The 26,490-nt window shown below is 46.8% G+C and carries 28 protein-coding genes; 17 read left to right on the top strand and 11 right to left on the bottom strand.

The genetic code is table 11. From position 1 onward, the window contains the following. Window positions 1–26 precede the first annotated feature (26 nt). Window positions 27–773, bottom strand: coding sequence for an SDR family NAD(P)-dependent oxidoreductase (locus H2R00_RS19060; RefSeq protein WP_154998309.1), 747 nt, complete (start codon window positions 771–773; stop codon window positions 27–29). 187 nt (window positions 774–960) lie between these two features. On the opposite strand from H2R00_RS19060, the gene H2R00_RS19065 reads away from it, so the two are divergent. From H2R00_RS19065 to liaR, 8 genes are all read left to right on the top strand, one after another. Next, window positions 961–1,539: a cob(I)yrinic acid a,c-diamide adenosyltransferase gene (locus H2R00_RS19065; protein ID WP_154998311.1), complete on the top strand. Its 579-nt coding sequence runs from the start codon at window positions 961–963 to the stop codon at window positions 1,537–1,539. Window positions 1,540–1,669: 130 nt separating this feature from the next. Next, window positions 1,670–2,623 carry a pectinesterase family protein gene (locus H2R00_RS19070; RefSeq protein ID WP_182070084.1) on the top strand — a complete coding sequence of 318 codons (954 nt, stop codon included), beginning with the start codon at window positions 1,670–1,672 and terminating at the stop codon, window positions 2,621–2,623. Window positions 2,624–2,795: 172 nt separating this feature from the next. After that, window positions 2,796–3,182 (top strand): protein liaI, encoded by a 387-nt coding sequence (locus tag H2R00_RS19075; RefSeq protein ID WP_182070085.1) that lies wholly within the window; start codon window positions 2,796–2,798, stop codon window positions 3,180–3,182. A gap of 22 nt (window positions 3,183–3,204) precedes the next feature. Next, entirely contained in the window at window positions 3,205–3,888 is a 684-nt protein-coding gene (gene liaH / locus H2R00_RS19080) for a stress responsive protein LiaH (RefSeq protein WP_154998316.1), read from the top strand. Between the two features lie 106 nt (window positions 3,889–3,994). Further along, complete coding sequence (gene liaG / locus H2R00_RS19085; protein ID WP_182070086.1) at window positions 3,995–4,858, top strand: LiaG family protein; 864 nt, start codon at window positions 3,995–3,997, stop codon at window positions 4,856–4,858. 30 nt (window positions 4,859–4,888) lie between these two features. Continuing rightward, window positions 4,889–5,620 (top strand): cell wall-active antibiotics response protein LiaF, encoded by a 732-nt coding sequence (gene liaF / locus H2R00_RS19090; RefSeq protein ID WP_043927185.1) that lies wholly within the window; start codon window positions 4,889–4,891, stop codon window positions 5,618–5,620. Further along, window positions 5,617–6,681, top strand: a complete 1,065-nt coding sequence (gene liaS, locus H2R00_RS19095; protein ID WP_154998320.1) for a two-component system sensor histidine kinase LiaS — start codon at window positions 5,617–5,619, stop codon at window positions 6,679–6,681. The genes liaF and liaS overlap by 4 nt, the downstream gene beginning before the upstream one ends. A 3-nt stretch (window positions 6,682–6,684) precedes the next feature. Continuing rightward, entirely contained in the window at window positions 6,685–7,320 is a 636-nt protein-coding gene (gene liaR / locus H2R00_RS19100) for a two-component system response regulator LiaR (RefSeq protein WP_154998322.1), read from the top strand. Between the two features lie 37 nt (window positions 7,321–7,357). Here liaR and H2R00_RS19105 read toward each other — a convergent pair whose 3' ends face one another. From H2R00_RS19105 to H2R00_RS19120, 4 genes are read right to left on the bottom strand one after another with little or no spacing between them, the layout of a single operon-like run. Beyond that, the gene (locus H2R00_RS19105) at window positions 7,358–7,741 is read right to left on the bottom strand and encodes a hypothetical protein (protein ID WP_154998324.1); all 384 of its coding nucleotides are present in this window, start codon (window positions 7,739–7,741) and stop codon (window positions 7,358–7,360) included. A 43-nt stretch (window positions 7,742–7,784) separates the two neighbouring features. Next, on the bottom strand, window positions 7,785–8,906 hold the full coding sequence (locus H2R00_RS19110) for a Ger(x)C family spore germination protein (protein WP_182070087.1): 1,122 nt from the start codon (window positions 8,904–8,906) through the stop codon (window positions 7,785–7,787). Next, window positions 8,903–10,003 carry an endospore germination permease gene (locus tag H2R00_RS19115; protein ID WP_182070088.1) on the bottom strand — a complete coding sequence of 367 codons (1,101 nt, stop codon included), beginning with the start codon at window positions 10,001–10,003 and terminating at the stop codon, window positions 8,903–8,905. Before H2R00_RS19115 ends, H2R00_RS19110 begins: the two co-directional genes overlap by 4 nt. Then, window positions 9,972–11,414, bottom strand: coding sequence for a spore germination protein (locus tag H2R00_RS19120; RefSeq protein ID WP_154998330.1), 1,443 nt, complete (start codon window positions 11,412–11,414; stop codon window positions 9,972–9,974). The genes H2R00_RS19115 and H2R00_RS19120 overlap by 32 nt, the downstream gene beginning before the upstream one ends. A 126-nt stretch (window positions 11,415–11,540) precedes the next feature. On the opposite strand from H2R00_RS19120, the gene H2R00_RS19125 reads away from it, so the two are divergent. After that, window positions 11,541–11,708 carry a YvzF family protein gene (locus H2R00_RS19125; protein ID WP_020452898.1) on the top strand — a complete coding sequence of 56 codons (168 nt, stop codon included), beginning with the start codon at window positions 11,541–11,543 and terminating at the stop codon, window positions 11,706–11,708. Between the two features lie 83 nt (window positions 11,709–11,791). Beyond that, window positions 11,792–13,180: a class II fumarate hydratase gene (gene fumC, locus H2R00_RS19130; protein WP_154998332.1), complete on the top strand. Its 1,389-nt coding sequence runs from the start codon at window positions 11,792–11,794 to the stop codon at window positions 13,178–13,180. Between the two features lie 45 nt (window positions 13,181–13,225). Here the strand turns inward: fumC and H2R00_RS19135 are convergent, their stop codons facing one another. After that, window positions 13,226–14,110 (bottom strand): TetR/AcrR family transcriptional regulator, encoded by an 885-nt coding sequence (locus H2R00_RS19135; RefSeq protein WP_154998334.1) that lies wholly within the window; start codon window positions 14,108–14,110, stop codon window positions 13,226–13,228. 187 nt (window positions 14,111–14,297) lie between these two features. Here H2R00_RS19135 and spxO point away from each other — a divergent pair, with 187 nt between their 5' ends. Further along, window positions 14,298–14,462 (top strand): anti-adapter protein SpxO, encoded by a 165-nt coding sequence (spxO, locus tag H2R00_RS19140; protein WP_023856228.1) that lies wholly within the window; start codon window positions 14,298–14,300, stop codon window positions 14,460–14,462. A gap of 23 nt (window positions 14,463–14,485) precedes the next feature. Here the strand turns inward: spxO and cssS are convergent, their stop codons facing one another. Beyond that, window positions 14,486–15,832: a two-component system sensor histidine kinase CssS gene (cssS, locus tag H2R00_RS19145; RefSeq protein ID WP_154998336.1), complete on the bottom strand. Its 1,347-nt coding sequence runs from the start codon at window positions 15,830–15,832 to the stop codon at window positions 14,486–14,488. Continuing rightward, window positions 15,829–16,503, bottom strand: coding sequence for a response regulator transcription factor (locus H2R00_RS19150; RefSeq protein WP_182070089.1), 675 nt, complete (start codon window positions 16,501–16,503; stop codon window positions 15,829–15,831). Before H2R00_RS19150 ends, cssS begins: the two co-directional genes overlap by 4 nt. Before the next feature lie 238 nt (window positions 16,504–16,741). Here H2R00_RS19150 and H2R00_RS19155 point away from each other — a divergent pair, with 238 nt between their 5' ends. Further along, the gene (locus tag H2R00_RS19155) at window positions 16,742–18,112 is read left to right on the top strand and encodes a S1C family serine protease (RefSeq protein ID WP_154998192.1); all 1,371 of its coding nucleotides are present in this window, start codon (window positions 16,742–16,744) and stop codon (window positions 18,110–18,112) included. A 35-nt stretch (window positions 18,113–18,147) separates the two neighbouring features. On the opposite strand, the gene H2R00_RS19160 is transcribed toward H2R00_RS19155, so the two are convergent. Together H2R00_RS19160 and H2R00_RS19165 are read right to left on the bottom strand one after the other, a co-directional pair. After that, window positions 18,148–18,612: a Dps family protein gene (locus H2R00_RS19160; protein ID WP_154998194.1), complete on the bottom strand. Its 465-nt coding sequence runs from the start codon at window positions 18,610–18,612 to the stop codon at window positions 18,148–18,150. A 94-nt stretch (window positions 18,613–18,706) separates the two neighbouring features. After that, complete coding sequence (locus H2R00_RS19165; protein ID WP_182070090.1) at window positions 18,707–19,549, bottom strand: oxidoreductase; 843 nt, start codon at window positions 19,547–19,549, stop codon at window positions 18,707–18,709. A 140-nt stretch (window positions 19,550–19,689) separates the two neighbouring features. Between H2R00_RS19165 and H2R00_RS19170 the strand changes: the two genes are divergently transcribed. The 3 genes from H2R00_RS19170 to H2R00_RS19180 all read left to right on the top strand — a co-directional run bounded on the left by H2R00_RS19170 (window position 19,690) and on the right by H2R00_RS19180 (window position 23,266). Next, window positions 19,690–20,844 carry a D-alanyl-D-alanine carboxypeptidase family protein gene (locus H2R00_RS19170; protein ID WP_154998198.1) on the top strand — a complete coding sequence of 385 codons (1,155 nt, stop codon included), beginning with the start codon at window positions 19,690–19,692 and terminating at the stop codon, window positions 20,842–20,844. A 110-nt stretch (window positions 20,845–20,954) separates the two neighbouring features. After that, window positions 20,955–22,739 (top strand): M3 family oligoendopeptidase, encoded by a 1,785-nt coding sequence (locus H2R00_RS19175; protein ID WP_182070091.1) that lies wholly within the window; start codon window positions 20,955–20,957, stop codon window positions 22,737–22,739. A gap of 80 nt (window positions 22,740–22,819) precedes the next feature. Further along, window positions 22,820–23,266, top strand: coding sequence for a YusW family protein (locus tag H2R00_RS19180; protein ID WP_182070092.1), 447 nt, complete (start codon window positions 22,820–22,822; stop codon window positions 23,264–23,266). Window positions 23,267–23,306: 40 nt separating this feature from the next. On the opposite strand, the gene H2R00_RS19185 is transcribed toward H2R00_RS19180, so the two are convergent. Beyond that, the gene (locus H2R00_RS19185) at window positions 23,307–24,284 is read right to left on the bottom strand and encodes an ABC transporter substrate-binding protein (protein WP_154998204.1); all 978 of its coding nucleotides are present in this window, start codon (window positions 24,282–24,284) and stop codon (window positions 23,307–23,309) included. A gap of 152 nt (window positions 24,285–24,436) precedes the next feature. Between H2R00_RS19185 and H2R00_RS19190 the strand changes: the two genes are divergently transcribed. Together H2R00_RS19190 and H2R00_RS19195 are read left to right on the top strand one after the other, a co-directional pair. Further along, window positions 24,437–25,438, top strand: a complete 1,002-nt coding sequence (locus H2R00_RS19190) for a FecCD family ABC transporter permease (protein WP_182070093.1) — start codon at window positions 24,437–24,439, stop codon at window positions 25,436–25,438. Continuing rightward, window positions 25,435–26,490 carry a FecCD family ABC transporter permease gene (locus tag H2R00_RS19195; RefSeq protein WP_182070094.1) on the top strand — a complete coding sequence of 352 codons (1,056 nt, stop codon included), beginning with the start codon at window positions 25,435–25,437 and terminating at the stop codon, window positions 26,488–26,490. Before H2R00_RS19190 ends, H2R00_RS19195 begins: the two co-directional genes overlap by 4 nt.

Below are 26,490 nucleotides of genomic sequence, written 5' to 3' on the forward strand. Positions count from 1 at the left end.
AAGAGCCTTCAAAAAGGCTCTTCTTTTTAGTTCATGTAGGTGCCGCCGTTAATATTAATGGTTTCGCCCGTCATAAAGTCAGATTTGTCAGAGGCTAGGAAGGCGACAACGTTTGCGACATGCTCTGGTGAGCCAATCATTTTCAGCGGAATCCGTTCGACGACTGCTGCACGATACTCCTCGCTCCACTGCTTGCTCATATCCGTTTCAATCGGCCCCGGGCAGACGGCGTTGACATGAATGCGGTGTGAAGCGAGCTCCTTTGCCAAATGCATCGTTAAATAGTTGATGCCTGCTTTCGATGCACCGTATGCAGGAGAGGCATTGTGATGCGGTGTTTTGCTCGTCGTTGAGCTCATGTTCACGATTTTTCCGCCGCCCTGCATGATCATTTCCGGGATGATAGCCTGACACATGAGAAAGGTGCCGGTTAAATTCAAATCTATCACTCTTTTCCACTCTTCAAGCGACGTATCAACGGTCGTTTTGCGCAAATTAATGCCGGCATTGTTGACCAAAATATCGATTCGTCCAAACTGCTGTTTTGCCTCAGCGATGAGAAGCGAGGCTGTTTCTGGCAAACTTGCATCACCTGCAACATAAGAAGCGCACTTTCTCTCGGTATTCAATTGTGTGCACAGGGACTTGAGCAATTCTTCGTTTGTCCCATTGATGACGATATTTGCTCCTTTATCCGCAAGCGTCTCTGCAATGGCTCTGCCGATGCCGCGGCTTGCACCGGTGATAATGGCCGTTTGCTGATTCAATTCCATCCTCATCCCACCTGTCTTTGAATAAAACCGTTTACATTTCTATTATAAAAGTGAGTGTTTCTTTATTCAACAAAACTTTGTTTTTGGATGATTGTTCCTGAATTTTGTGTTTCATAATGAAACGATCTATGCAGCTGTTATAAACAGGGTATACTATAAGGAAAAGTGATCAAGAGAGGAGTATGAAATGAAACTATATACAAAAACAGGCGATCAGGGAAAAACGAGTTTAATTGGCGGAAAGGCGGATAAAGATCATCTTAGAGTGGAAGCGTATGGCACACTGGATGAAGCAAACAGTTTCATCGGGCTGGCTCAGTCTTATTTAAAAGCGGAAGAAGCGCTGTTTCAAGATATTCTGTCAGAGTTGATCGCCATCCAGCATGAGCTGTTCGACTGCGGCAGTGATTTAGCGCATGTCAATGTTCAGGAAGAAGGCAAGCTGAAGGCTGAATCGATCACGATGCTTGAAGAACGGATTGACGCCTATGTCGAGGAAGCGCCGCAGCTGACCAAGTTTATTCTTCCGGGCGGAACAGAAGCGGCATCATTTTTGCATGCAGCGAGAACGGTCATCAGAAGAGCTGAACGAAAGATTGTCGCTTTGGCCAAAGAAGAAGACATTCCGCCGCTTGCGCTGCCATACGTCAACCGGCTGTCCGATTATTTATTTGCGGCGGCGCGCATTGTCAACCACCGGCTCGGGGAAGTCGATGTTGAATATGAACGAAGCGCTGACGTATTCCGGACAAAGAAAAAATTATGAATGAGCCATTCACCAATTGTTATCGAACAGAAACGGGCCAATTGATCAGATCAAGCCGTTTTCCGGCAGGGGAAAACGGCTTTTTGTCGTAAACTTTAAGTAAGCGTTTTCAAAGAGAGGGAGTGTTCAAGTGGTCAATCGGGAGGCAGCTGCTATACGGCTGACGGTTTCGAAGGATGGAGACGGCGAATTTCAAACCGTTCAAGAGGCGATCGATGCTTTGCCAGAGTACAGTCGGGAACAGAAAGTAATATTCATCAAAAAAGGGGTTTACAAAGAAGTCGTTCATATTCCGGCTACAAAGCCGTTTGTGAAGCTGATCGGCGAAAATCGTTACGAGACTGTGATTACGTATGACAACTATGCGGGGAAAGAAAAGGAAGGAGGAGGGAAATACGGTACGACCGGAAGTTCAAGTGTGTTTATATATGCGGATCATGTTGAAGCCGAAAATCTGACGTTTGAAAACTCGTTCGACCGCACAAAAGTCGACACGACCGGCACGCAAGCGGTGGCGGTTTATACGAAAGGAAACAGGATGACGTTCAAACATGTCAGGTTTATAGGAAGACAAGATACACTGTTTGTCAATGACGGTACGCAATATTTTTATCAATGCTATATAGAAGGTGATGTCGACTTCATTTTCGGAGGAGCAAGAGCTGTATTTGAAGAGTGCCAGATTCATAGCGCTGACCGGGGGTCCGCTACCAACAACGGTTATGTGACAGCTGCGAGCACGCATATCGCGAAGCCGTTCGGCTTATTGTTGACAAACTGCAGACTGACAAGCGATGCCGCGGCTGGAACGGTATACCTCGGGCGTCCTTGGCATCCGGGAGGAGACCCCGACGCCATCGCCAGTGTGTTATATCACCGCTGCGATTTAGGCGCACACATCAAGCCTGAGGGATGGACGGATATGTCAGGCTTTTCTGCAGCCGATGCCAGATTGTACGAATACGGGAATACGGGTCCGGGTGCGATTTCGCATGAGGCCCGAAGGCAGCTTGCCGATCATGAGGCTGAGAAATGGACAGTTGAAAATGTACTGGACGGCTGGAATCCTAAGGTGAAATCATAGCAGAAGAAAGTGCAGAAAGACCGCTCTCTGGCTGGGATGAGCGGTCTTTTTATGCGAGCGGGTCCGATGTGCCATACGACCCTGGTCGTACGGCAAAATCAATCTGTGACTCGTTTTGTCGAAGCCTGAAATTGACTATAGTGAAGACATGAACGAGAAAGGAGGAGCAAATATGAATATAAATGGGAAGTCCATCATCGGCTTTTTTCTAATCCTTTTTGGCGTCTCCATGTTCTTCGGCGGAGGCCATTTCGGCGGATTGGTTACAGGTGCTATTGGGGCATTGCTTCTATTCTATTCCGTGAAAAAATGGAAGGAAGGCCGCCAGTTTGCCGCGGTACTGGCTGCGATCTTCGGCATCATGTTTTTGGGAGGGTCATTGCCGTTTCTGATCGGCATCGCGCTTGCTGCAGCCATGGTTTATTTCGGATGGAAAATGATGAAGCAGGATGACAAACAGGATGACATCCTTTATTCAGAGAAAACGGAGCCTGCCGCTGCTTCATATGACACAGGCTTTGATGCAGAGTGGGAAGAGTTTTTGAAAAAGAATAAATAAATATTTTTGGGAGGACGAGATCATGGCTTTAAAAAGAATCAGAGACATGTTTGTCGCATCAGTAAATGAAGGATTGGATAAACTTGAGAACCCCCGGGTGATGCTGAATCAATACGTACGCGACATGGAAAGCGATATTGCCAAGGCGAAGCATACCATCGTTAAGCAGCAGACAATTGAACATAGTTTTAAAGGAAAAGTGGAAGAAGCCGAAAAGCTTGTTGTCAAGCGAAGAAACCAAGCTCAGCTAGCTTTCGATGCAGGTGAAGAAGAACTTGCTAAAAAGGCGCTCTCAGAAATGAAGTATTTTGAAGAAAAAGCTGCTGAATACAAGGACGCTCACCAGCACGCGAAAAAGCAGCTTGCCGAATTAAAGGAACAGCTGGAGACACTTGAGGTTAAACTGCGCGATATCAAAGACCGCAAGCATGCGCTGATTGCCAGGGCAAACGCGGTGAAAGCGAAAGAACATATGAATGCATCATTTAATAAAATCGACAGCGAAAGTGCCTACCGGGAATTTATGAGAGTGGAAAACCGCATTGAAGAGATGGAAACAAAGGTGAACAGCTATGCTGAATTATCCGCTTCATCAAGCAGCCCATTCGGCCGCCTTGAGTATGCAAGAGAGGTGGAAGAAGAGCTGGAAAAAATGAGGGCTGAAAAGACAGGCTTGGAGAAGCAGACACATGCGGGAAATGCATAAACGAATAGGGGCTCTCACAGGCCCCTTATGCAATTTTTGATTTCTTTCAAAGTTCATTTTCCTTATAATAAGGAGCATACACTTATTAGCCGAAAGGATTATCCACATGAAAAAAACGGTTGGAAAACTGCTGATCATCGCCGGCATTCTCATCCTTGCCGGCATGATGTTTAATGGGCGTGAAGGCTTTTCTTTCTTCGGCTTCGATGACGAGTCAGCCCGCACATACCATGCACAGGCAAAAGACATCGATAAAATTGACATTGATGCAAAGAGTATAACAGTCAACATTCAAGCTGAAAACCGCGATGATATAAAAGCCGAGATTTCAGGGAAAAACGTCCGGCTTGATTCGTCAGAACAGGGGCGTACACTTCAGCTTTCCGCTCATTCGAAAGGCTTTTGGCCGTTTTTCTGGAAGAAAAATGAGCTGATTGTCAAGGTCCCTTCTGATTATCAAGATGATCTGGCGATTTCTTCGGGAAGCGGAAATGTCAAACTGTCCGGCGGCGGTCTGCATTTGCGAAATGTAGCCTTAAAGTCGGGAAGCGGCAGCCTCAAGGCCGATGACCTTCAGGCGCAAAACCTTTCTGTAAAAGGGACGTCAGGGTCGGTCAGGCTGGAAAACGTTCAAACGGCAACTGCTGACATCCGCTCCACATCCGGTAATACAAAACTTGAAAATGTCACCGGCAGACTCAGCATCAAACAGACTTCGGGCAATTTGCGTGCTTCTTTTACAGAGATTAACGATCCTCTGAGCATCAAACAGACATCCGGAAACACCAAGCTCAAACTTCCCGATGATGCTGATATCAGTCTTGAAGCCGAGTCGACAAGCGGGAACATCAATCATTCCTATTCATTTGACAAAGTGACCAATGAGAAACGGACGCTGACTGGAAAAAAAGGAAATGGAAAAAATAAAATCGACATCTCCATCACGAGCGGGAATGTCTCAATTGAGTAATCGACAAGAAGAAAGGGGGCTCGAGTCAGCATGCGTCTTACAAAAAACCAGTTGATCGGACTGATCATTGTTCTCTTCGGAATCAGCATATTTTTGCAAAACAGCGGGCTTGGAGACGCGTTATTCTGGCCGCTCGCTTTCCTTTTTGCCGGGTATTTTCTCCACAAATATTCCCGCCGCTGGCTCGGGTCTGTCATGTATATTTTTGCAGGCTTTCTGCTGTTAAAAGACATCTTCAGCATTACATTCAGCCTGTTCGGCTTTTTCTTTGCCGCTTTCTTAATTTATGCGGGGTACCGGCTGGTGACAAATCAGCCGGTATTTGACCGTCATAAGCCGAAAGGAAGAGGAAAGGAAAAGGCGGATTCCAAGCCGCTTCAGGAGAAGAACAGCCCGGGACAGCGCAGCTTCTTTTTCGGTGATGTAAAATTGATGAAAACACCTTTTGACTTAAATGACTTGAATATCTCCGGGTTTATCGGTGACGTGAAAATCGATTTGTCAAAGGCGATTATTTCAGAGGGAGAAAACACCATCGTCATCACGGGGTTGATCGGAGATGTCGATATTTACATTCCGTCCGATCTTGAGGTGTCCATCAGCTCTTCTGCATTCGTTGGAGACATTGACGTCATCGGCGGCCGAAAAAGCGGCATCGGTAATCAAATCTATACCGAGACAGAGAATTACGAGCAGTCGGCACGACGGGTCAAAATTTCGATTTCGCTGTTTATCGGCGATGTGGATGTGCGGTTCATATGAGAACAAACAGACTTGCAAACATTCAATGGCGCGCCGTCCGCTTATCCCTTGGTGTCAGCTTTACGATTTTTATTGCAGTATTGGGCTTTATGCTGTTTTACTACCAGCTGGATCCGAGTGTACTTATCGTTTCGAGGTGGTTCGGGATTCCGTTTATCGCGCTTCTCGCATTGATCAGCGCCGCTGTTGGATTCGGCTCAGGTTATATGTTCGGCAATCAGCTGAAAAAACGGCTTGAAAAGCTGATCGAGTCTATTCTAAAGTACGAAAACGGCAACTTTGCCTACAGGATTCCGTCGCTTGGAGACGATGAGATCGGGCTGGCCGCCGACCAGCTCAATGAGATGGCCAAACGGATCGAAAGACAGGTTGCCTCTTTGCAAAAGCTGTCCAATGAGAGAGCGGAATGGCAGGATCAAATGAAAAAATCGGTGATCTCCGAAGAGCGGCAGCGTCTCGCGCGCGAATTGCATGATGCGGTGAGCCAGCAGCTGTTTGCGATTTCCATGATGACTTCAGCCGTATTGGAGGGAATCGACGCTGCCGCTGACGAAAAGCTCGCCCAAAGGCTGAAAATGGTCGAAAAAATGGCGGCCGATGCCCAGAATGAAATGCGGGCGCTGCTTTTGCATTTACGACCTGTTACGCTTGAAGGGAAAGGTCTAAAAGAAGGGCTTGCAGACCTTTTGGAAGAATTTAAAGCGAAACAGTCGATTGACATCGATTGGGAGATCGAGGATGCGGGCAAACTTCCGAAAGGTGTGGAAGACCACCTGTTCAGGATCGTTCAAGAAGCGCTCTCAAACGTGTTCCGGCATTCAAAAGCGACAAAAGTCACCGTCAGACTTCTGCTCAGGAACAATCAGCTCCAGTTGAAAGTCATTGACAATGGTGAAGGATTTAAGATGGACGCCGTCAAAACATCTTCGTACGGGCTGAACTCGATTAAGGAAAGAGCCAGCGAAGTCGGCGGAGTGGCCGAAATCATTTCATTTACGGGAAAAGGAACACAAGTTGATGTAAAGGTTCCGATTTTTGAACAACAAAAAGGAGAGGCTTAAAAGGTGATTCGAGTATTGTTAATTGATGATCATGAGATGGTAAGAATGGGGCTGGCCGCTTTCCTGGAATCCCAGCCTGATATTGAAGTGATTGGAGAGGCTTCAGACGGAAAGCACGGCGTTGAATTGGCGCTTGAAACCAAACCCGACGTGATTTTGATGGATCTTGTAATGGAAGGGATGGACGGAATTGAGGCCACGAAAGAAATCTCCCGGCAGCTTGCCGATCCGAAAATCATCGTTCTGACGAGCTTCGTTGATGATGACAAGGTCTATCCGGTCATCGAAGCCGGAGCGCTCAGCTATTTGCTGAAAACGTCGAAAGCGAGTGAAATCGCCGATGCGATCAGGGCTGCGAGCGTAGGAGAACCAAAGCTTGAAGCCAAAGTCGCAGGAAAAGTATTGTCCAAGCTGAGACACTCAGCCGGCGAACAGCCCCTTCATCAATCGCTGACGGCAAGAGAATTGGAAATCCTCAAACTTGTAGCAGAAGGCAAAACAAACAAAGATATTGCCGAAGAATTATTTATCACCATTAAAACAGTTAAAACGCATGTGACGAACATCCTTTCCAAGCTTGAAGTCGACGACCGGACACAAGCCGCAGTCTACGCCCACCGAAACAAACTTGTCGACTGATCAAACAAAAAAACAGCTTTCTCAAGAAAGCCGTTTTTCAGCCGTTCCAGTATTTTCGGTCCTCAGCGGCAGGAAGAGTGAATGAATCTGTTTCAACCGTGCGGGCGGTAAGTTGGGCGGTCTCGTTTTCTTCGCGTGCATGTTCGCCAGCTGTGCCATTTTGGCAGATGATGTCGAGCCGCTCGGCCACTATGGCGTTGTGTTTCTCCTGCAAGTCGATCAATTTGCCGATGCCTAGCAAAATGAATCCGCCAATGAAGCAAAAAAACGGAGTGGTGAGGTATGTGCCGATCGTAAAGAAAAGCATCGACTGCGAATCCTCCATAAACGGATCATAAGCGACATCACTGATAATGAATCCGGACAGAATGATAGCCGCTGCAATCAAAAAAATGCCTGTCATGTGCAATATCCGCTTCAAGCTCATCACCCTTTCAAACACATTCTATCAGAAAAACGGGCCGCTATCTGCTTTTTGTCGCACCTTTTGTCCCAAAGTCCTGAATCGTCGCTTTGATATGATAGTCGATATAGGCTTCGCTGAAGTGCTTATCCCAATTGGATCTGTCTCTTTCCCATTCCTTCGGAAAATTGATCCGCGCATTGTCGGAAAGATCGGTGACGTCCGTTTTGATATCGTGCTGCAGGACATGGATCAGCTGTTCAACCCGCTTTTCGATGTCTTTTTGAACCGATTTTTCTATGTTTTTAATATATTGATCATTAAAAGAATCCTCTCCAAGATACCAGTCCTCTGACAGCCTTCCTTTAATATTGGCATTGATGACAAATTTGTACTTTCCGTTCTGCCTCATCGTCCGTACACGGTGGGTCATCGAAAACACTTCATACGAGAACAAATGTCCATCATGACTTGAGTCGATCACCCCGCCGATGACATTACCCGTTAATAAATTCAGCGCTTCGATCTGAGGGGGCGAAAGGTTTGCATGGTATCTGTTGTTTTTGATGACGGCGCCGCCTTCAAGCTGGAGCTGCCCTTTCTCGGTGACAACCTTCGGCATGATATAAGATAAATCAGACTGCATTTTGATCGAAATGTCGTTCAATGTGACAGGCTTCAGCAGCTTGATCGTTGAAGCTCTGTTTTCAGAGATGCTGTGGATCACGTCAGACGCGGGATCACCTGCATCATCAACCTTCAATATGCTGTCGGCAGCTCCGGGCGTCATATAGACTTCACTGCTCCTTCTGATGCTGTTGTCCCTAATAAATTGATTGATCAACGCTTCCAGCGAAATTTCGGATACAAGCTCCTCCGAGAAAATCAGGACTTGCAGATGCTGCGAGAATACCGGGAAATTTTTCAAAGCGGTGGAACGGATGGTTTGATGAACCGTGTTTCCTGAGGTGGACACCACTTTGGTCGGGTCCTGAGCGCTGCCGTCTTGTCCGATTTTTTTAGGAACAATAAACTGATACGTTAATTTCACCTTTTTATCGTTCTCGCCTTTATCCACACCAAGACCGATGGCAATGCTGAGCTCTTCGATCTGCCTGCTGTCCCAGCAGCCTGTTAAGAGGAGAAGCAGGGACAAGGCTGCTAACATTCCCTTTTTTTTCACGAAGATGTAAACCTCCTTTTGACGGACACGAGCAAAAAGATCAGCAGCGGGAGCGCACAGAAAACAACGATAAAGATATACCCAAGGTAATCGCTGAAGGCGACCACCTGATTGGTGTCCTGGGGTACAAGAGATGCCAGATAGATAATGGCGCCGATGAAGAGGACATTTTTTTTCACAGGCCATCCGAACACGTTTTCAAGTCCTGAAGCGGCAAAGTACGTATAGACGACAAACGTTGTGAAAAACTGGATCGTCCAAATGACGAGCAAAAAAGATTCGAACCGTTCGATGAAAATTCCTCTTATCTCAAAAGACTGAAATAACGAGATCGTCGGCCATGTCAACGTCATAACCTCAGTCGCGGTCAGCGCCCCGACAACGACCACAAAGGTGAGGGTATATAAGAAAAGCGGGATCCCAAATCCGATCGCAGATGCCTTAAAAAGCTTTTCTTTGTTTTTGACGTATTTCGGCAGAAACATCATCAGCTCCACCCCTAAAAATGAAATGGAAACCACCGTCAAAGCTCTGCTGACCGGTTCCAATCCAAGGCCGAGGACCGGCCGCAAATGGTTCAGCTGAAACATATTCAGGCTCAGTCCGTAGACGATTAAAAGAATGACAATGGTAACGGACAGGAAGAACGGGAATATCTTTGACATATCGCTGATACCCCCGACGACCAAATAAATCGCACAGACGATAAAAGCAAAAATCGTCACGCTCATCGGCGTGAACTGAAGAAGGAAAAACTTTGCCATTTCCGCCATTGCTCTCGCTTCAAAGCTGGCCACGCCCATGAAGTATAAAACGATTAAAAGGTTGAGAATATTCCCGATCATAAAGCCGCAGCCTTCTCTTGTGTAATCAAAAAAAGACAGGACGTTGTGTTTTTTAACGATTTTGGCATTGATGTAGATAATGAGAAAAAAGACGAGCCCTTCTAAGAGTAATACGATCCATCCGTCGGGCGACAGCGTCTTTTGCGTCAGCGCCCTGGGCAGCGTCAGCAGGCCTGCACCGAGCATTGTGCTCGTAATGATCGAAGCGGCTTCATACGTGCTAATCCGATCGTGCTGATTTTTTGGATTCATTTTTAGGGTTCACCTCCCGGTCTTTTGTTGGCAGACGAATGATGGCTTCATCCGTATGTTTTAAGCTGAAAAAATGGTTCGGGTTAAAATACGGGATGCCGAAGCTTCTTTGCCTGACCAAATGGGTGAAGATGACGAGCATGCATAATATAATCCCGTAAAGCCCGAACACGGCTGCAGTCACCATGGAAATAAAACGAAGCACACGAAACGACAGACCCATGCCGTACTGCGGCACAGTAAAAGAAGCAAGGGCGATAATGCTGACGATGATCACCATCACGGAGCTGACGATATTAGCTTCGACCGCCGCCTGGCCGATGACGACGCCTCCCACGAGGCCGATCGTCTGGCCTAGCGGATTGGGAAGCCGCAGCCCTGCTTCCCGTAAAAGCTCAATCGTCACTTCCATAATCAGCGCTTCAAGGAGCGGAGGAAACGGCACATTTTCGCGCGTGCTTGCGATCGTAACAGCGAGAGCCGTCGGCAGCATACCTTGATGAAAAGACACAAGCGAAATATAAAACGCCGACAGGAACAGGGTGATGAAAATTGAGCTGAACCGGAGAAATCGAATCAAGGTGGTAGCGATCCACCTTTCATAAAAATCGTCCGGGGACTGCATCACCATTCCGAAAGAAGCAGGCACGATCAAGGCAAATGGCGAGTAATCAACAAAGATTGCGATCCGTCCATTAAACAACGCTGAAGAAACCTTGTCAGGCCTTTCGGTGTTCTGGATCTGCGGAAACGGCGAGTACTTATTATCCTCGATTAACTCTTCAAGAACGCCCGAATCTTGAATATCATCCAGCCGAACCTTCTTCAGGCGTTTTTTAAGATCTTTAATGATCGAATCGTCCGCTTTGCCCTGGATATAGAGAATGGTCGCGTCTTTAAACTTGCTCTTGCCGAGCGGGACTTTTTCAACGGTCAGTTCTTTATCCGGGACACGCTGCCTGACCAGGGCCACATTTGTATCGACATCCTCGATAAAACCGACTTTCGGGCCTCTGACGACGTTTTCCGTATTCACTTCTCCAAGGCTTCTTTTCTTTTTCTCGGCTGTCGGCAATGTAAAAATAACATTCATGCCATTGATCAAGAGCAGGCACTTTCCTTTGAAGATCGCGTTGATTGCGTCTTTCTCTTTTGTGACAGGTTCCGCATTCAGCTTATTTAAACGGAGCCGGACATCCTCCAATGAATAAGAGCTGTCATCGGAGACCAGCAATTTCGCAGCTTTCTGGATTTTCTTGTCGTCATTCAAATCTTTAAAGTACAAAAAATAAAAAATAATTCCGTTTTTCAGCATTTTTTTATTTTGAATCAGATCATCGTTGTGCTCGAGATGGGGAAGGAGCATTGCGAGATTTTCATGGATGTGTTCTTTGAATTCCGACTGAGTCATGATCGTCACCTACCCTGGTGTTTCTGGAGTTTGATATAGGTTATCTTTTCCTGTTAAAAAAACAATATACTGTGTTACAGTAGTGTTTGGTGAAATTTTCATTGAACAGAGACGGAGTGAGAAAAGTTGGCGCAGATCAGGCTTACGGGGAAACCGGAAGAGATTGAACGCATTATCCAATCTTTTTCTAAGCATTATGAGGTTTCATATGTATCGAAAGAATACGGCAAGACAAACCCGAAATATAAATATGCAAAAGATTCCCGAGTTTATATTGAGCTAAAATTAAAATAAAGATAAAATTTAAATGGAAGGGTTTTATCGATTTTTATCGAACTATAGAATATCGCAGATTTATAGAAGGAAGGGATACGAAAGTGGACTACAGAATTGAAAAAGATACGATGGGTGAAGTCAAGGTTCCCGCTGATAAGTTTTGGGGAGCCCAAACCCAAAGAAGCAAGGAGAACTTTAAAATCGGTTCTGAGAAAATGCCGCAGGAAATTGTGTATGCGTTTGCAATCTTGAAAAGAAGCGCTGCGATTGCCAATGAAAAGCTTGGAAATCTTGAAGCGGAAAAAAGGGAAGCGATTGTTTCCGTATGCGATGATATTTTAGAAGGAAAGTATGACAGCCATTTTCCGCTCGTCGTCTGGCAGACCGGCAGCGGAACACAGAGCAACATGAATATGAATGAAGTCGTGGCAAACAGGGGAACGGCTTATTTGCAGGAAAAAGGATCAAGCTTGAAGATTCATCCGAATGATGATGTCAACCGCAGCCAAAGCTCTAACGACACATTCCCGACAGCGATGCACGTGGCTGCTGTCCTCGCCATTCACGATAAACTGATCCCGGCGATTGACCGCTTGAGAAGCACGTTGCATGAAAAAGCTGAAGCGTTCAAAGACATTGTCAAAATCGGCCGCACTCATTTGCAGGATGCGACACCGCTGACATTGGGACAGGAAATCAGCGGCTGGGTATACATGCTGGACCGCTCTAAAGAGATGGTTCTTGAAGCGGCTGAAAAAATCCGCGACCTTGCCATTGGCGGAACTGCCGTGGGAACAGGCATTAATGCTCACCCTGAATTCGGAAGCACCGTTGCCCAAGAGATCAGCGCCCTGACCGGACAGACATTCAAAAGCTCGCCTAATAAGTTTCATGCGCTGACAAGCCATGATGAACTGACACACGTGCATGGGGCACTAAAAGCGCTTGCGGCAGATCTCATGAAAATCGCCAATGATGTCAGATGGCTTGCAAGCGGACCGCGCTGCGGAATCGGCGAACTGCTTATTCCGGAAAATGAGCCGGGAAGCTCGATTATGCCTGGAAAAGTCAACCCTACGCAAAGCGAAGCGCTGACAATGGTCGCATCCCAGATCATGGGGAATGACGCAACGATCGGCTTTGCTGCAAGCCAGGGGAACTTTGAGCTAAACGTCTTTAAACCGGTGATTATTTACAACTTCCTGCAATCCGTTCAGCTTCTTGCCGACGGCATGAATTCATTCCATGACAAGTGTGCGGTAGGAATCGAGCCTAATCGGGAAACAATTGAAAAGAACCTAACCAACTCTCTCATGCTGGTTACGGCTTTAAACCCGCATATCGGATACGAAAATGCGGCGAAAATCGCGAAGCTGGCCCATAAAGAGGGGCTGACACTGAAAGAAGCAGCTCTCAAGCTGAACCTTTTAACAGAGGAGCAGTTCGACGAAGTTGTAAAACCTGAAGAAATGGTGAAACCGAAAGCATAAACAACAAACCGGCTGCATGCATTGCAGCCGGTTTTGTTTTGCGGATCATCCGTGCGGATGGTGCATGTCTTTTTTGATCAATTCAGCGAGTTTGTCCGTTTCTTTTCGAATCGCGGGATATTCCTTCAAGTTGGATATCATGCCTTTGATGATGACGTTTTTGCGCTTTTCTTTTCTCAGCTCTTTCTCCAGAATATCCAGGCTTTCGGCAAGGTCGGCAGGAGGAGCGCCGTTGTACTGCTTGTTCGCTTTGACGCGCATTTCATTGAGCAGGGCGTCCTTCAGCGGATCAAATGTGTAAAACGGGCCGAACCATTCGTCTGCTTTTTCGAACGAGATCAGCGGCTGGTCATTGCGCTTGATCATCCCCTTCGCCAAATCATCGAGGCGGTTCAGCATGTGGTCGGCAAGAGACTGCAGGTCGAACGAATGGTGCAGCAAAATCATCAGCTCAAGGTAGACATCGCTCATTCCGTTGATCATAAAGCACAGTTCGGCGCTGTACGGTTCAATGTCTTTGCCGTAAATGTTCTGGATGTTTTCGATGTGCAGCCTGAGCGTGGTTCTCCGCATTTTTTTCGCAAACGCTTCAATTTCTTCATTGATCGGCATTGACCGCTCATTAAACTGCATCGTGATAAACTCTTTATGCTCCAAAATGTTTTCGAAAAAAACGACGAGCTGCATCCGGTACACATCGCGCGGATTGTTATGCTCCGTTTTGATTTTCTGGATTCGGGTAAAGATTCTTTCATAGTAGTAGTGAAGGACTGAAAGGAGGAGCGCTTCCTTTGATTTAAAATAAATGTAGAAAGCTCCTTTTGACATTTGGCACTCTTTTGCAATCTCCTGGACTGAAGTAGAACTGTATCCTTTTTTTGCGAAAAGTTTGATGGCTGTTTCAATAATGACTTTCTCTTTTTGTTTCATGGCTTTCACCTTCCTGAAAGATCGAACCCGAAAGCGGCTTTCGGCGAACCGGGGTGACTGATGGGTCACTTTTTTTGCTCCGTTATATTTTTAACTAGATTGTAACTTGTTTTTTTGTTTGATATTATTTATATTATAAAGTAAGGTGACCGAGTGGTCAAAATTTGTGGAGAAAGGGTGAATGTTGATGAAAGAAATCGATGACATGATCAGGCGCCTGCGCAGCAGGGGAATTAAGGTAGACAAAGTCAAATATCCAAAGCACGTCCTGTGCGAAAAGAAATGGATGAAAAAGCCAAAAAACACGATGAAGCCGAGCTACCGGGATTTCAACGGCTATTCGTTTATATGAAAAAAGACTGCAGCGTCTACAGTCTAATTTCGCGGAACGGATATTGAGTAGCACACACCGGTTTGATCATTCCGAATGGTCATGTCAGCATGGTGGAGCGTTAAGATTCGTTTAACGATGCTGAGTCCAATGCCGAATTCGCCTTTCTTCCCTTTATTAAAAGGCTCATATAGGCTGGAAAGCATCTCTTCTTCAATGTGTGGTCCGTCATTTTTAATGGTGATCAACGTATGTTTTTTCGTCGACCTGACGCTGATTTCAATGCATGACTCCGCATAGCGGATCTGGTTTTCAAGAACGTTTTCCAACAGCTTGCTCCATTGTTCTTGATCGCCCGTCAACATTGTTTCCTCTTCAAGATCAATCTTCCAGTTCAATTCTTTTTTGGACCATCTCAAGCGTTCAACAACTTCTTTAATGACCTCTTGTATATCAAAAGTTCCGTACTGTCTTTCTTGTCTCAGCAAATAATCAAGCTTTGTTAAATAAAGAAGATCTTTGATTTTCTTTTCGAGTTTTTCCGCTTCGCCTTCAATGACTTCAATCGTGTTTTCCAAATCTCCTTTAGGGTAAATGCCGTCTTTGATCGACTGGGTATACCCGCGGATGACCATGACCGGCGTTTTCAGATCGTGGGAGATGTTTTGCAGGAGCGTGCGTTCTGTCTCATCTTTCTGGATGAGCTTTTGCCGCATGTCTTCAATAGTGTGCCCCAGCTTGCCGATTTCGTCTTCCCTGTCGACAATCACGGGATCATCCCAATCCTGTTTAGAGATTTGTTTGACGTGCTTTTCGAGCGTGACGAGCGGTCTTGATAAATATTTCGCCAGCCAGATTGAAGGAATCCAGCTCAGCAAAATGACGACGATCAAAATAAACAGCAGCTGCTTAAACAGCGTATGTGACAAATCGTCCCTGTATGAATCAAGCGCATAGGACAACAGCAGAAACGTCTGGTCCTGGGTCTGGATTTTTTTGAGCACAAAGAAAACGTGCTCTCCATTGACATTCTCCGAATACCTTTTCGATGACTCGTCCTGTCTTTTGCCGAGCTTCTGAACCTTCTCGATAAATGAATCGGGGAGAATCTGCGGGCTCTGATAGACGGTTCCTTTCTCAGGCAGCAGGACGTGCTGAACGTGGCGGTTTGTACTTCGCGATCCGCCGCTTCCGCCGAAGCCTCTTTCCGGTGAATCGGAAAATCCGTATTCCGTCAGAACATGCTGTTCATTTTCAATGTTTGTATAAATTTCATCAGTAAAAAAGTTCTGCAGTGTCGTCGAGAATAAAAACGTCAGCAAAATCGAGACCGTTAACAGGATGCCGCAAATGACACTCCAAATTTGAAAGGCGAGTGACCTGTTCTTCATGATTTCAACATCCTGTAGCCGAACCCGTAGATGGTTTCCACTTTCAGTTCGGGCATTTTCTTGCGCAGCCTTCTGACAAGATCGTCGACGACGCGGTCGGTTCCGAAGTAATCATCTCCCCAGACGCTGGTGAGGATATCCTCCCTTGAAAAGGCGCGGCCCTGGTTGTTTATAAATAGAAGCAGAAGATCAAATTCCTTTGACGTCAAATTGATCATGCTGCCATTTTCATAGACTTCTCTCAAGTCTTCATAGACTTCATAGCAGGAAACCGGCGTTCCTTTTTTCTTCTCTCTCGGTTCTTCTTTATATATCAGCTTGAGCAGCTTTTGGACGCGGATGATCAGCTCCCTGGGGAGAAACGGCTTAGATATATAGTCACTGCTTCCCAGCTCAAGCCCCAGCACTCTGTCAATATCGGCATCGCGCGCAGAAATGAAGATGACGGGGACTTCCGGATCTTGTTTTTTTATTTCTTTTATTAGCGTATACCCGTCGATATCTGGTAACATGATATCGAGAATCCATAAATGAGGTGACTGGCCTATTTTTTGCCTGGCACTTTCGCCGTTTAGAAAAGAAGTGACGTGCCAGCCTTCACTCTCTAAGTATTTTGTCAGCAATTCATTTAAATTCTCTTCATCTTCAACTAGATAAATGGAGTATGACAAGGGCGGTTCACATCCTTTCTACGTCATTATACTAGTTTTAACATAAGACTGGTCAATTTTCATAATTTCACATATTCTTTTCATTTTTATCCCACAATGTTTTCGTAACATATTTATCAGGGAAGAAAGGGAATGAACACAGAGTGAACGACGGCCGGGTCTCTTTTTTTGTGGATGTTAAAGCTTTTATGCCATTTGCGATAGTTGAAGACAAGAAAAATAAAGGAAGTGTACGCTTATGGATTTTAGACGCGATGACGAACAAAAACATGCAAATGAAGAGCAGCTTCACGAAGAAGCGCAGACGCCGCAAACGGCAGGTTCTGAGGAGCAGCAGTCAGAACAGCCGGCAAAGGAGCCCGAGCTGATTTTAAAGAAGGATACAGACGATCAGTCAGATCTTACGAATAAAGAAACCGCTGCAGCCTTGGAAGATGCCAGGGAAACGAGAGCGGTAAAAGAAAAACGGCGTAAGGCTTCGTGGCTGAGCCCGATTTTGGGCGGCATCATCGGGGGCGGCTTAGTGCTTGGAATCTCCCCGTATCTGCCGGGCGATCATCCGAGCGAAACCGCCGGAACCGGACAGACAGAGCCAAAGCAGTCGCAGAATTTCACCACAAAACCTGTCACGAACGCAGATAACGTTCCTGATATGGTGGAAGATTTGGAACCTGCGATCGTCGGAGTTTCAAATATTCAAACGAGCTTCGGCTTCTCTGAAGACGACGTGGAGGAGAGCGGCACGGGATCAGGCGTCATCTTTAAGAAAGACGGCGGAAAGGCCTACATTATCACAAACAACCACGTCGTTGAAGGCGCTTCGAAGGTGACCATCTCCTTATACAACGGTAAGACCGCAGATGCCAAGATTATCGGCAGCGACGCTTTGACTGATCTGGCCGTTTTAGAGATCAGCAGTAAAGGCGTTGATAAGGTTGCAAGTTTCGGAGATTCCGCAAAACTGCGCGCCGGCGAAAAAGTAATTGCGATCGGGAACCCTCTCGGCCTGCAATTTTCAAGAACGGTTACAGAAGGCATCATCAGCGGTGTCAACCGGACGATTGAAGTCTCCACATCTGAAGGGAATTGGGATATGAACGTCCTTCAGACAGATGCGGCGATCAACCCTGGAAACAGTGGCGGGCCTCTGATTAACAGCAGTGGGCAGGTCATCGGTATCAACAGCCTGAAGATTAGCCAAAGCGGTGTTGAATCGCTTGGTTTCGCGATACCGAGCAATGATGTTCAGCCGATCGTTGACGAGCTTTTGGAAAAAGGAAAAGTGGAACGGCCTTTCCTAGGTGTGCAAATGATCGATATGCAGCAGGTGCCTGAACAGTATCAGCAAAATACGCTTGGCCTTTTCGGAGACCAGCTCAATAAAGGCGTGTACATCGATAAAGTATCGCCGAAATCGCCTGCGGCTGACGCGGGTATGAAAGCCGGCGACGTCATCACCAAAATGAACGGCAAAAACGTCGAAACCACTTCAGACCTCAGAAAAATTCTTTATACAGAAGCAAAAGCAGGAGATACTGTCACATTTGAGGTGCTGAGAAATGGAAAGCAAACAACAATGAAAGCAAAACTTGCGAAAAGCAAATCATAAATAAAAGCCATGGCGTCTGCCATGGCTTTTTCATATTACTTGTCCAAAAATGAAGAAAGCATCCAAATTTGCTTATCAATTTCCTCTGTCAGGGCGATATAAAGGTCAGCGGTAGAATGATCTGATTTGTCTTCCGCCAGTTCGATGGTATGCTGAATTTCATCGCGGATTTGACGGTAATCGCTGACAAGTGCGGAAACCATTTCTTCGGCCGTTTTTTCGGAACCGTTTTCCGCGATTGTGCCGTGGTCAAGGTATTCTTTCATTGTGGCGAGCGGCTGTCCGCCGATGGCCAGCAAGCGTTCCGCGACTACATCTGCTGTTTCTGCGGCATGGTTGTAAAGCTCTTCGAATTTTTCATGAAGGGTAAAGAACTGCGGCCCTTTTACATACCAGTGAAAACGGTGAAGCTTCGTGTAGAGGATGAACCAGTTTGACAAATTCGTATTCATTGAGTTTTCAAGTACAGGATTTTGCTGTTTTAATTGTTGAGAGATCATGTAACATTTCCTCCTCGTGTTTTTCATTTGTTAATTATATTATAACAAATATAAAATTAAAATCAATACTAAATTATAATTATTTTAAATAACCTTATTTAAACAATTTTTTAATGACCGCACGTTCCCAAATTCGCCAAGGCAGGGCGCTGTGGAGAAGGATCAGGAGGCGGACGCCCTTGCCGATCGGATAGCGTAGCCTGTTCAGCCGCTTTTTTGCAGCGAGGCGGCAGATCAGTTCAGCCACATCATCAGGGTTTCCGTAATGTTTGCGGCTCGCCGCAATGTAGGAAGAGATCCGCTCAAAATATGTACTGTACCGTGATTCGGCTTCAGGTTTAGTGACCTGCGCGGCAAACGATGTCTCCCAAATCGCCGTCTGATACGATCCCGGCTGAACGACGGCCACATCGATCCCGAATGGACGGAGTTCGAGACGGAGGCTTTCTGAAAAGCCTTCAACCGCATGCTTTGATGAAGCATATGCCGAGAAAGCGGGGAAAGCGATCCGCCCGCTGATGCTGCTCAGATTGATGATTTTGGCGCCGCTGTGTTTCTTCATATAAGGAAGGACCGCTTTCGTGACCGCCAGCAGGCCGAAAACATTTGTCTCATACTGTTTTCTGTAGTCGTCAAGAGAAAGCTCTTCAGCAAATCCGCCGTATGCCGTTCCTGCATTATTGACGAGAACGTCGATCTGTTCGTACCGTTTCAGCTCTTCGGAAAATGATGAAATCGATTGTTCGTTTGTGACATCAAGTTCAGCGACGGCAATCGATGACTCGATCGAAAGCTCTGCTATGCGGTTCCGCAAAGCTTCCGCTTTTTCCGGATGGCGCGCCGTTGCGATTACGAAATGAGTGCCGGCGAGTTTTAAAGCGGTCAATAAACCAAATCCGCTTGTCGCGCCCGTTACGATGGCGATTTTATTGTTCAATGAGTTTCCTCCATTCAAAATTTTGGTTTGTTGACAATAAAAGGCTTGTCAGCGACAGTTTATCATTGATAAAATTTAAAAAGTGCTAAAAGACCTATTTTTATAAAAATTGCAAGCGAGAAAGAAGGCAGGGTGACACGATGAATGTTAAACGATCCCTCCTGTTCATTATTGTACTATGTCTGACGCTGTTTTTTCATAGTTCGGCTCAAGCAGGAGAAAAAAACAAACCGGAAATCAAAAGCGTTTCCGCCATATTGATCGATGGGAAATCGGGGCAGGTCCTCTATGAAAAAAACAGCCGCAAAAAAATGTATCCAGCCAGCATTACCAAAATTGCCACGGCGATTTATGCAATAGAAAACGGAAATTTAGAAGATCGTGTGAAAGTCAGCAAAAATGCCGCTCAAACAGAAGGATCAAGCGTATATCTGGAAGCGGGGGAGTCGGTACCGTTAAAACGGCTGCTCCAAGGGCTGCTGATGAATTCGGGAAATGACGCCGGTACGGCGATCGCGGAACATGTCAGCGGAAGCGTGAAACAGTTTGCGGATGATTTGAACGCGTTTATCGCTGAGCATGCCGGAGTGCATGACACTCATTTTATGAATCCTCACGGACTGTTTGACAAAAATCATTATACGACGTCCGCCGACATGGCGAGAATTACCGAGTACGCCATGAAAAACAAAACGTTTCGAGCGCTTTTTTCGGAAAAGCAAACGGCTTGGCACGGACAGACGTGGGACACAACGCTGAAAAACCATCACCGGATGCTGACAGGTGAGATTCCTTACCAAGGTATAACCGGCGGCAAAACAGGGTTTGTGAATGAATCAAAGCATACCCTTGTCACGACGGCAACGCGGGGCAGCCTTGATTTAATCGCGGTCGTCATGAAGGCCGACAGCAAGAAAATGATGTACAGCGATACAAAAACGCTTTTGGATGAGGGATTTCGCAATTACGAGACACAAGAACTCAAAAAGGGAGAAGCGTTTACTGATCAGAACGGGACGAGCCATGAACTGAAGGGCCCTTTATACGTTACGAAAAAGAAAGGCGAAGTTCTGAGCGAAAATGTAGACAGCGACGGAATCCTTAACATTAAAGGGGAGGACGGCAGGCTGCTTCAGGCCCTGCAAATCGCAGAACCATTCAGCGCGGAAATGACAAGCGGTACAGATGGTGTTCACGGTCAACCGCAAAGTAAAGGCGGATTGTTTTTATTTGTGTTCGGCCTAATCGGCTTATTGACGGCAAGCTATGCGGTCAAGCGGATGAGGCAGCTGTAATATGATAAGGGAAGAGGCGCGCCGGCTCACAAGCCGGCCGTTTTTTATTTGCCCTGAAAAGGCAAATTTATCTTATAATGGAAACAAGCCAATGAAAGGGGACGGGAACAATGACATTTCATCAACTGAAGGATACGTGGGATCTTGAGGTTTTCTTTAAAGGCGGGAGCGGCTCCGCCGAATTCCGCCAATATTTAAATGAGATTAAAACACTGCTTTCAACTTTTAAACGCTCTGCCGAGGCTCTTACCGTTTCAAAAAGAAGCCTTGATGAATTGAAAGAAACCCTGGCGCTTTTTGAAACAATTGATGTTAAAATCCGCGAAGCAGACGCTTTTGTCGGATGTCTCCAAGCCCAGGACATCACGGATTTAAAGGCGAATGCCCTTAATTTTGAGGTCACCCAGCTCGCTGCCGATGCGCAGAAGGCGCTGGTCGTGCTTGACAGCAAATTTGCCGTTGTCCCAAATGAAGAATGGGAAGCGATCCTTCAAGATGAAGGCATTTCCGATATCGCTTATATTTTGAATGAGAGAAGAGAGCGGGTAACGGAAAAGCTTAGTTCCGAACAGGAAACATTGATTCAAGGCTTGTCTGTTGACGGATATCATGCCTGGGGCGATATGTATGACAGCATCGTCGACCAAATTCAAATTCCGTATGAAGAAGATGGCGAGACGAAAATTCTGTCTGTCGGACAGGCACAGAACCTGACATCTAAACCTGATAGAAAGATCCGCCGCTCTGTATCGGAAAATTTGGACCACGGTTGGGAACAGCACGCTGATTTGCTTAGCAGCACCCTGAATCACCTCGCCGGTTTCAGACTGAACGTCTATGAGGCGAGAGGCTGGGACAATGTATTGAAAGAACCGCTGGACATCAACCGCATGAAGCAGGAAACCCTTGATGTCATGTGGCAGGTCATTATTGATCATAAAAAGCCGTTTGCAGACTATCTTTTCCGGAAGGCGTCTATGCTCGGGCTGGATAAACTGAGCTGGTATGACGTCGAAGCGCCGCTCGGTTCAGCAGCAAAGGAATATTCGTATTCAGAGGCAGCAGCTTTTATTACCGGGCAGTTTAAAACGTTTGGAAAAAAGCTCTCCTCCTTTGCCGAAAAGGCGCTCAGAGACAGATGGGTTGAAGCTGAAGACAGGGGAGGCAAACGCCCGGGCGGCTTTTGCGCCAATTTTCCGGACAGCGGGGAATCGAGAATATTTATGACATTTTCAGGAAGTCAGTCGAACGTTTCCACCCTGGCGCATGAGCTTGGCCATGCCTTTCATCAGGAATCCATGCTGGACGTCAGGCCGCTGAACAGGGCGTACGCGATGAACGTGGCGGAAACCGCGTCCACTTTTGCAGAAATGATCGTGGCTGATGCGGCGTTAAAACAAGCCGGTTCAGATGAAGAAAAACTCGTCCTTCTGGAAGATAAGGTTCAGCGGAGCGTCGCCTTTTTCATGAACATTCACGCAAGGTTCCTATTTGAAACCCGCTTTTACGATGAACGAAAAAACGGCGTCGTATCCGCCGGAAGGCTGAACGAGCTGATGGAAGAAGCGCAGAAAGAAGCGTTTTGCGGTGCGCTTGGCGAGTATCATCCGTATTTTTGGGCATCAAAGCTTCATTTTTATATTACGTCTGTCCCGTTCTACAATTTTCCTTATACGTTCGGCTATTTGTTTTCGCTTGGCATTTACGCGCAAGCGCTGAGAGAGGGGGCGGCATTTGAAGAAAAATATATCGCCCTCTTAAAAGATACAGCCTCCATGTCTGTTGAGGAACTGGCCATGAAGCATCTCGGCGCCGATCTGACAAAGCGGGATTTCTGGGAAGCGGCCATTCAGCCGGCTGTCCGCGATGCAGAAGAATTTTTAGCGATGACATAAAAGGCTTCCGCTAAGAGATTGAATGAGTTTCCGCAAAGTGGACATAGCTAAGAATAATGTGCATAGAGGAGATGAACGGTATGAACCAATTTCGGATGGCCGTTATCGCTCTCGTCATGATCCTGATGACCGGCTGCCGTTCCATAGCGGAAGAACATGCAGAAGGCAAGGAGGCCGTTCCCGATAACGCCCCTGTTTCAGATGCGGAAAGCGTGCCTTACGATACATTTGCATTGGAAGTAAGCTATGGCCGTGGAAAGCACAATACGTTTGAAGCCGTATACGACAAACAGGAGCGGGAAGAAGCATCAATTAAAGACCATCTGAACGGAGCGGACCGCGAAGGGGAAGAAGCTTTAAACGAAATGAAAATGGTTTTAAGCGAGCTTTCGGTCGCCAAATCCGATTCAAAGCAAGACGTGATCAGCAATGTGCTCGAGGCTTTCAATCTTGACGAACGATATGACCGGTTTCATCTGCGGGTGAAATGGCCGGATGGTACGTCGAGAATCTATAACGGAAAATAAACAAAAGAGCATTTCCGCCATTGGAAATGCTCTTTTTTGCTTACGATTTTAAAAAGTATTTTTCGATGTCATCTAGGAACAGATACGCTGCTTTTACACCGCCGGCCGTCGTCCAGATCGCATCGTCGACTTCATGGGCGTTTCCGGTTTTTACAGCGTTCAATTTTTTCCAAAGCGGATCGCTTGTCCAATCGTTTTGCCACGTTTCAGCTTCTTTTTTGCTTTCGGCAGGTTTATATGTGAAATAGAACAGGACATCCCCATCCATGTCAGGGATCGATTCTTTATTTTCCGTCATAAAAACAAATTTGTCGTCTTGTTTCTCAAACAGTTTTTCCTGTTTTTCAGGATACTTGAATCCGAGCTGATCCAGGATGATTCCCGGGAAAGAATCTTTATAGTAAATCCTTGATTGGCCGGCCATAAATCTGACAACCGACACCCGTTTCTTTTTCTTGTCGCCGAGCTTGTCGCTTAATTCGCTGACTTTTTTATCGAAATCTTCTAAAACTTCTTTGCCCTTTTCTTCTTTGTTTACAGCTTTCGCGTAGAGGGAGAAGTTGTCTTTCCATTCGCCGCGCAGTGTTTCAGAAAAGACTGTCGGAGCAATTTTTTCAAGCTTGTCGTATATTTTTTCATGCCTCATTTTATTCCCGATAATTAAATCAGGCTTCAGCTCGGCAATCGCTTCGATATTCGGTTCGCCTTCGAGTCCGACTTGCTTAACGCCTTTCATATCGGCTTGAATATGCTTATACCAAGGGTCACCTGTCCAGGATTTGACTGCACCCACAGGTTTGATTCCGAGTTCCAAAAGCGCTTCGGTTCCTTCATTTGTCAGGACGACGACTCTTTTTGGGTCTGCAGGCACTTGGTCTTCCGTACCCATTGCATGTTTAACGGTGATCGTATCTTTATTCTCTCCGCCCTTTGCAGAGTCATCCTTGCCTCCGCCGCAGGCTGCAAGAATTGAAATCGCTAACAAAGCGATAAATCCAACAACTGACCATCTCTTCATGTGTGTCCTCCTTATGTATGTAAGTCATTCAACCTGATCATAATTTTTGCTCAGAATTTTGTCAATTGTTAATTGAAAATGATTTTCAAGATCATTGTTATCTGATACAATAACCAGTAGATGTTTCAGTCAAACTAGGAGAATTTTAATTTATGCTCTTAAGAACGAATAAATATAGAACAATCGCACTACTGTCGTTTATTTTGGTGCTGGTTGCCGCCGTTTGCGCCAGTATCGTATACGGTTATACGAATACTTCATGGTCGATGGCTTACAAGGCTTTTACCGACTTCAGCGGCTCTAATGAACATCTGGTCATCAAAAACGTGCGTTTGCCGCGCGCGCTGATTGCTGCAACTGTCGGCGCTTCCCTCGGGGTTGCCGGCGCTTTAATGCAGGCGATGACAAAAAATCCGCTTGCTTCCCCTGGAATTTTCGGTGTGAACGCAGGTGCCGGTTTCTTTGTTGTAGGAGCGCTGTTCTTCTTTCACGTCGGTTCGCTTCAGGCGATTGCATGGATCTCGTTTTTCGGTGCAGCCTTTGCCGCGATTGTTGTCTATTTTGTCGGCTCTCTCGGAAGGGAAGGGCTGACGCCGGTTAAGCTGACGCTTGCAGGGGCGGCGATGTCAGCGCTGTTCTCCTCCCTGACGCAAGGCATGCTTTCCGTTAATGAAGCAGCGCTTGAGCAGGCATTGTTTTGGCTTGCGGGCTCTGTCCAGGGGCGCGATCTCAGCCTCTTGGTCTCCGTCCTTCCTTATATCTTACCGGCATTTATCATCAGCTTTTTACTCGGATCTAAAATCAATGTCTTAACGATGGGGGAGGAAGTGGCCAAAAGCCTCGGCCAGAAAACGTGGCTGATTAAAGCGCTGATGGCGGTTTCGATTGTCCTGCTTGCCGGGGGATCTGTCGCCGTGGCCGGGCCGATCGGTTTTATCGGTATTGTCATCCCGCATTTTGCAAAATTTATCGTCGGCCACGACCATCGCTGGGTTCTTCCGTACTGCGCCGTGCTGGGAGCGATCCTGCTCGTATCAGCAGACATTGGTGCAAGGTACCTGATCATGCCTGAAGAAGTACCTGTCGGTGTCATGACGGCCATCATTGGAACACCCATTTTTGTCTATATCGCGAGAAGGGGGTTCCAAAAATGAAAAATTACCGCACGCTGAGAATCGGAAAAGGCGGCATTTCACTGTTGATCGGCAGAAAAGCGCTGTTTTCGTTCATGATCCTATCGGTGTTGACGGCTTGTGCCGTCGTCCTCAGCGCCGGCATCGGTGAACGTTTTATTTCTCCAGGCGCCGTCGCGAAAACGTTTTTGGGCATGGGTGATCCGGGCGATGACCTGATCATCATGTCCTTCAGGATGCCGCGGATTTTGGTCGCTCTGTTTGCCGGAATCTGTCTGGCGGCAGCCGGGTCGATCCTCCAGGGTCTGATCCGCAATCCGCTCGCTTCGCCGGATATCATCGGTGTGACCGGCGGGGCTTCAGTCGCCGTTGTCTTGTTTTTAATGCTGTTTTCCGATAAAAACAATGCGCTTACGGTCAGCATCAGCTGGCTCCCGGTCGCCGCATTTATCGGCGCGGCTCTCGCCGGAATGCTCGTTTATTTTCTTTCATATAAAAATGGCTCTTCGACTTTCAGGCTCGTTTTGATCGGAATCGGATTTTCGATGCTTGCCCAGTCGCTGACGACATTGTTTATGATAAAAGGACCGATATACAGAATGTCCCAGGCGAACGTCTGGATTACCGGATCAGTATATGGGTCCAACTGGCAGGATGTGAACATTTTATTGCCGGCTGCGCTTGTCCTTTTGCTGATATCCGCAGCCGCTGCCAGAAACGTCAACATCCAGACGCTCGGCGAAGAACTGGCGACAGGAGCGGGCAGCTCGGTTCAGCGGAACCGCTTTTTGCTCCTGCTTCTGAGCACGGCTTTTGCCGGAATCGCCGTTGCCTTTGCCGGAACTGTCGGATTTGTCGGTTTGATGGCCCCGCATATCGCAAGAAGGCTTGTCGGATCATCATTCGGCGCCCTCTTGCCGGTTGCCGCGCTGATCGGAGGATTGCTCGTGCTGATTGCCGACATCATCGGACGCACGCTTTTTTCTCCCGTTGAAGTGCCTGCCGGTGTGTTTACTGCAGCGATCGGCGCCCCTTACTTTATCTACTTGCTGTATAAAAGCAGAAACCAATAA

It is taken from the genome of Bacillus haynesii (assembly GCF_014042035.1).
In the GTDB taxonomy this organism is placed as follows: Bacteria; Bacillota; Bacilli; order Bacillales; family Bacillaceae; genus Bacillus; species Bacillus haynesii.

Excerpts from the sequence above, each read along its gene's own strand:
- H2R00_RS19060 (WP_154998309.1), bottom strand. The coding sequence starts at position 773 with ATGGAATTGAATCAGCAAACGGCCATTATCACCGGTGCAAGCCGCGGC.
- H2R00_RS19065 (WP_154998311.1), top strand. The coding sequence starts at position 961 with ATGAAACTATATACAAAAACAGGCGATCAGGGAAAAACGAGTTTAATT.
- H2R00_RS19075 (WP_182070085.1), top strand. The coding sequence starts at position 2,796 with ATGAATATAAATGGGAAGTCCATCATCGGCTTTTTTCTAATCCTTTTT.
- liaH (WP_154998316.1), top strand. The coding sequence starts at position 3,205 with ATGGCTTTAAAAAGAATCAGAGACATGTTTGTCGCATCAGTAAATGAA.
- liaG (WP_182070086.1), top strand. The coding sequence starts at position 3,995 with ATGAAAAAAACGGTTGGAAAACTGCTGATCATCGCCGGCATTCTCATC.
- liaF (WP_043927185.1), top strand. The coding sequence starts at position 4,889 with ATGCGTCTTACAAAAAACCAGTTGATCGGACTGATCATTGTTCTCTTC.
- liaS (WP_154998320.1), top strand. The coding sequence starts at position 5,617 with ATGAGAACAAACAGACTTGCAAACATTCAATGGCGCGCCGTCCGCTTA.
- H2R00_RS19115 (WP_182070088.1), bottom strand. The coding sequence starts at position 10,003 with ATGAATCCAAAAAATCAGCACGATCGGATTAGCACGTATGAAGCCGCT.
- H2R00_RS19120 (WP_154998330.1), bottom strand. The coding sequence starts at position 11,414 with ATGACTCAGTCGGAATTCAAAGAACACATCCATGAAAATCTCGCAATG.
- H2R00_RS19135 (WP_154998334.1), bottom strand. The coding sequence starts at position 14,110 with ATGAAACAAAAAGAGAAAGTCATTATTGAAACAGCCATCAAACTTTTC.
- spxO (WP_023856228.1), top strand. The coding sequence starts at position 14,298 with ATGAAAGAAATCGATGACATGATCAGGCGCCTGCGCAGCAGGGGAATT.
- cssS (WP_154998336.1), bottom strand. The coding sequence starts at position 15,832 with ATGAAGAACAGGTCACTCGCCTTTCAAATTTGGAGTGTCATTTGCGGC.
- H2R00_RS19155 (WP_154998192.1), top strand. The coding sequence starts at position 16,742 with ATGGATTTTAGACGCGATGACGAACAAAAACATGCAAATGAAGAGCAG.
- H2R00_RS19160 (WP_154998194.1), bottom strand. The coding sequence starts at position 18,612 with ATGATCTCTCAACAATTAAAACAGCAAAATCCTGTACTTGAAAACTCA.
- H2R00_RS19170 (WP_154998198.1), top strand. The coding sequence starts at position 19,690 with ATGAATGTTAAACGATCCCTCCTGTTCATTATTGTACTATGTCTGACG.
- H2R00_RS19175 (WP_182070091.1), top strand. The coding sequence starts at position 20,955 with ATGACATTTCATCAACTGAAGGATACGTGGGATCTTGAGGTTTTCTTT.
- H2R00_RS19180 (WP_182070092.1), top strand. The coding sequence starts at position 22,820 with ATGAACCAATTTCGGATGGCCGTTATCGCTCTCGTCATGATCCTGATG.
- H2R00_RS19185 (WP_154998204.1), bottom strand. The coding sequence starts at position 24,284 with ATGAAGAGATGGTCAGTTGTTGGATTTATCGCTTTGTTAGCGATTTCA.
- H2R00_RS19190 (WP_182070093.1), top strand. The coding sequence starts at position 24,437 with ATGCTCTTAAGAACGAATAAATATAGAACAATCGCACTACTGTCGTTT.
- H2R00_RS19195 (WP_182070094.1), top strand. The coding sequence starts at position 25,435 with ATGAAAAATTACCGCACGCTGAGAATCGGAAAAGGCGGCATTTCACTG.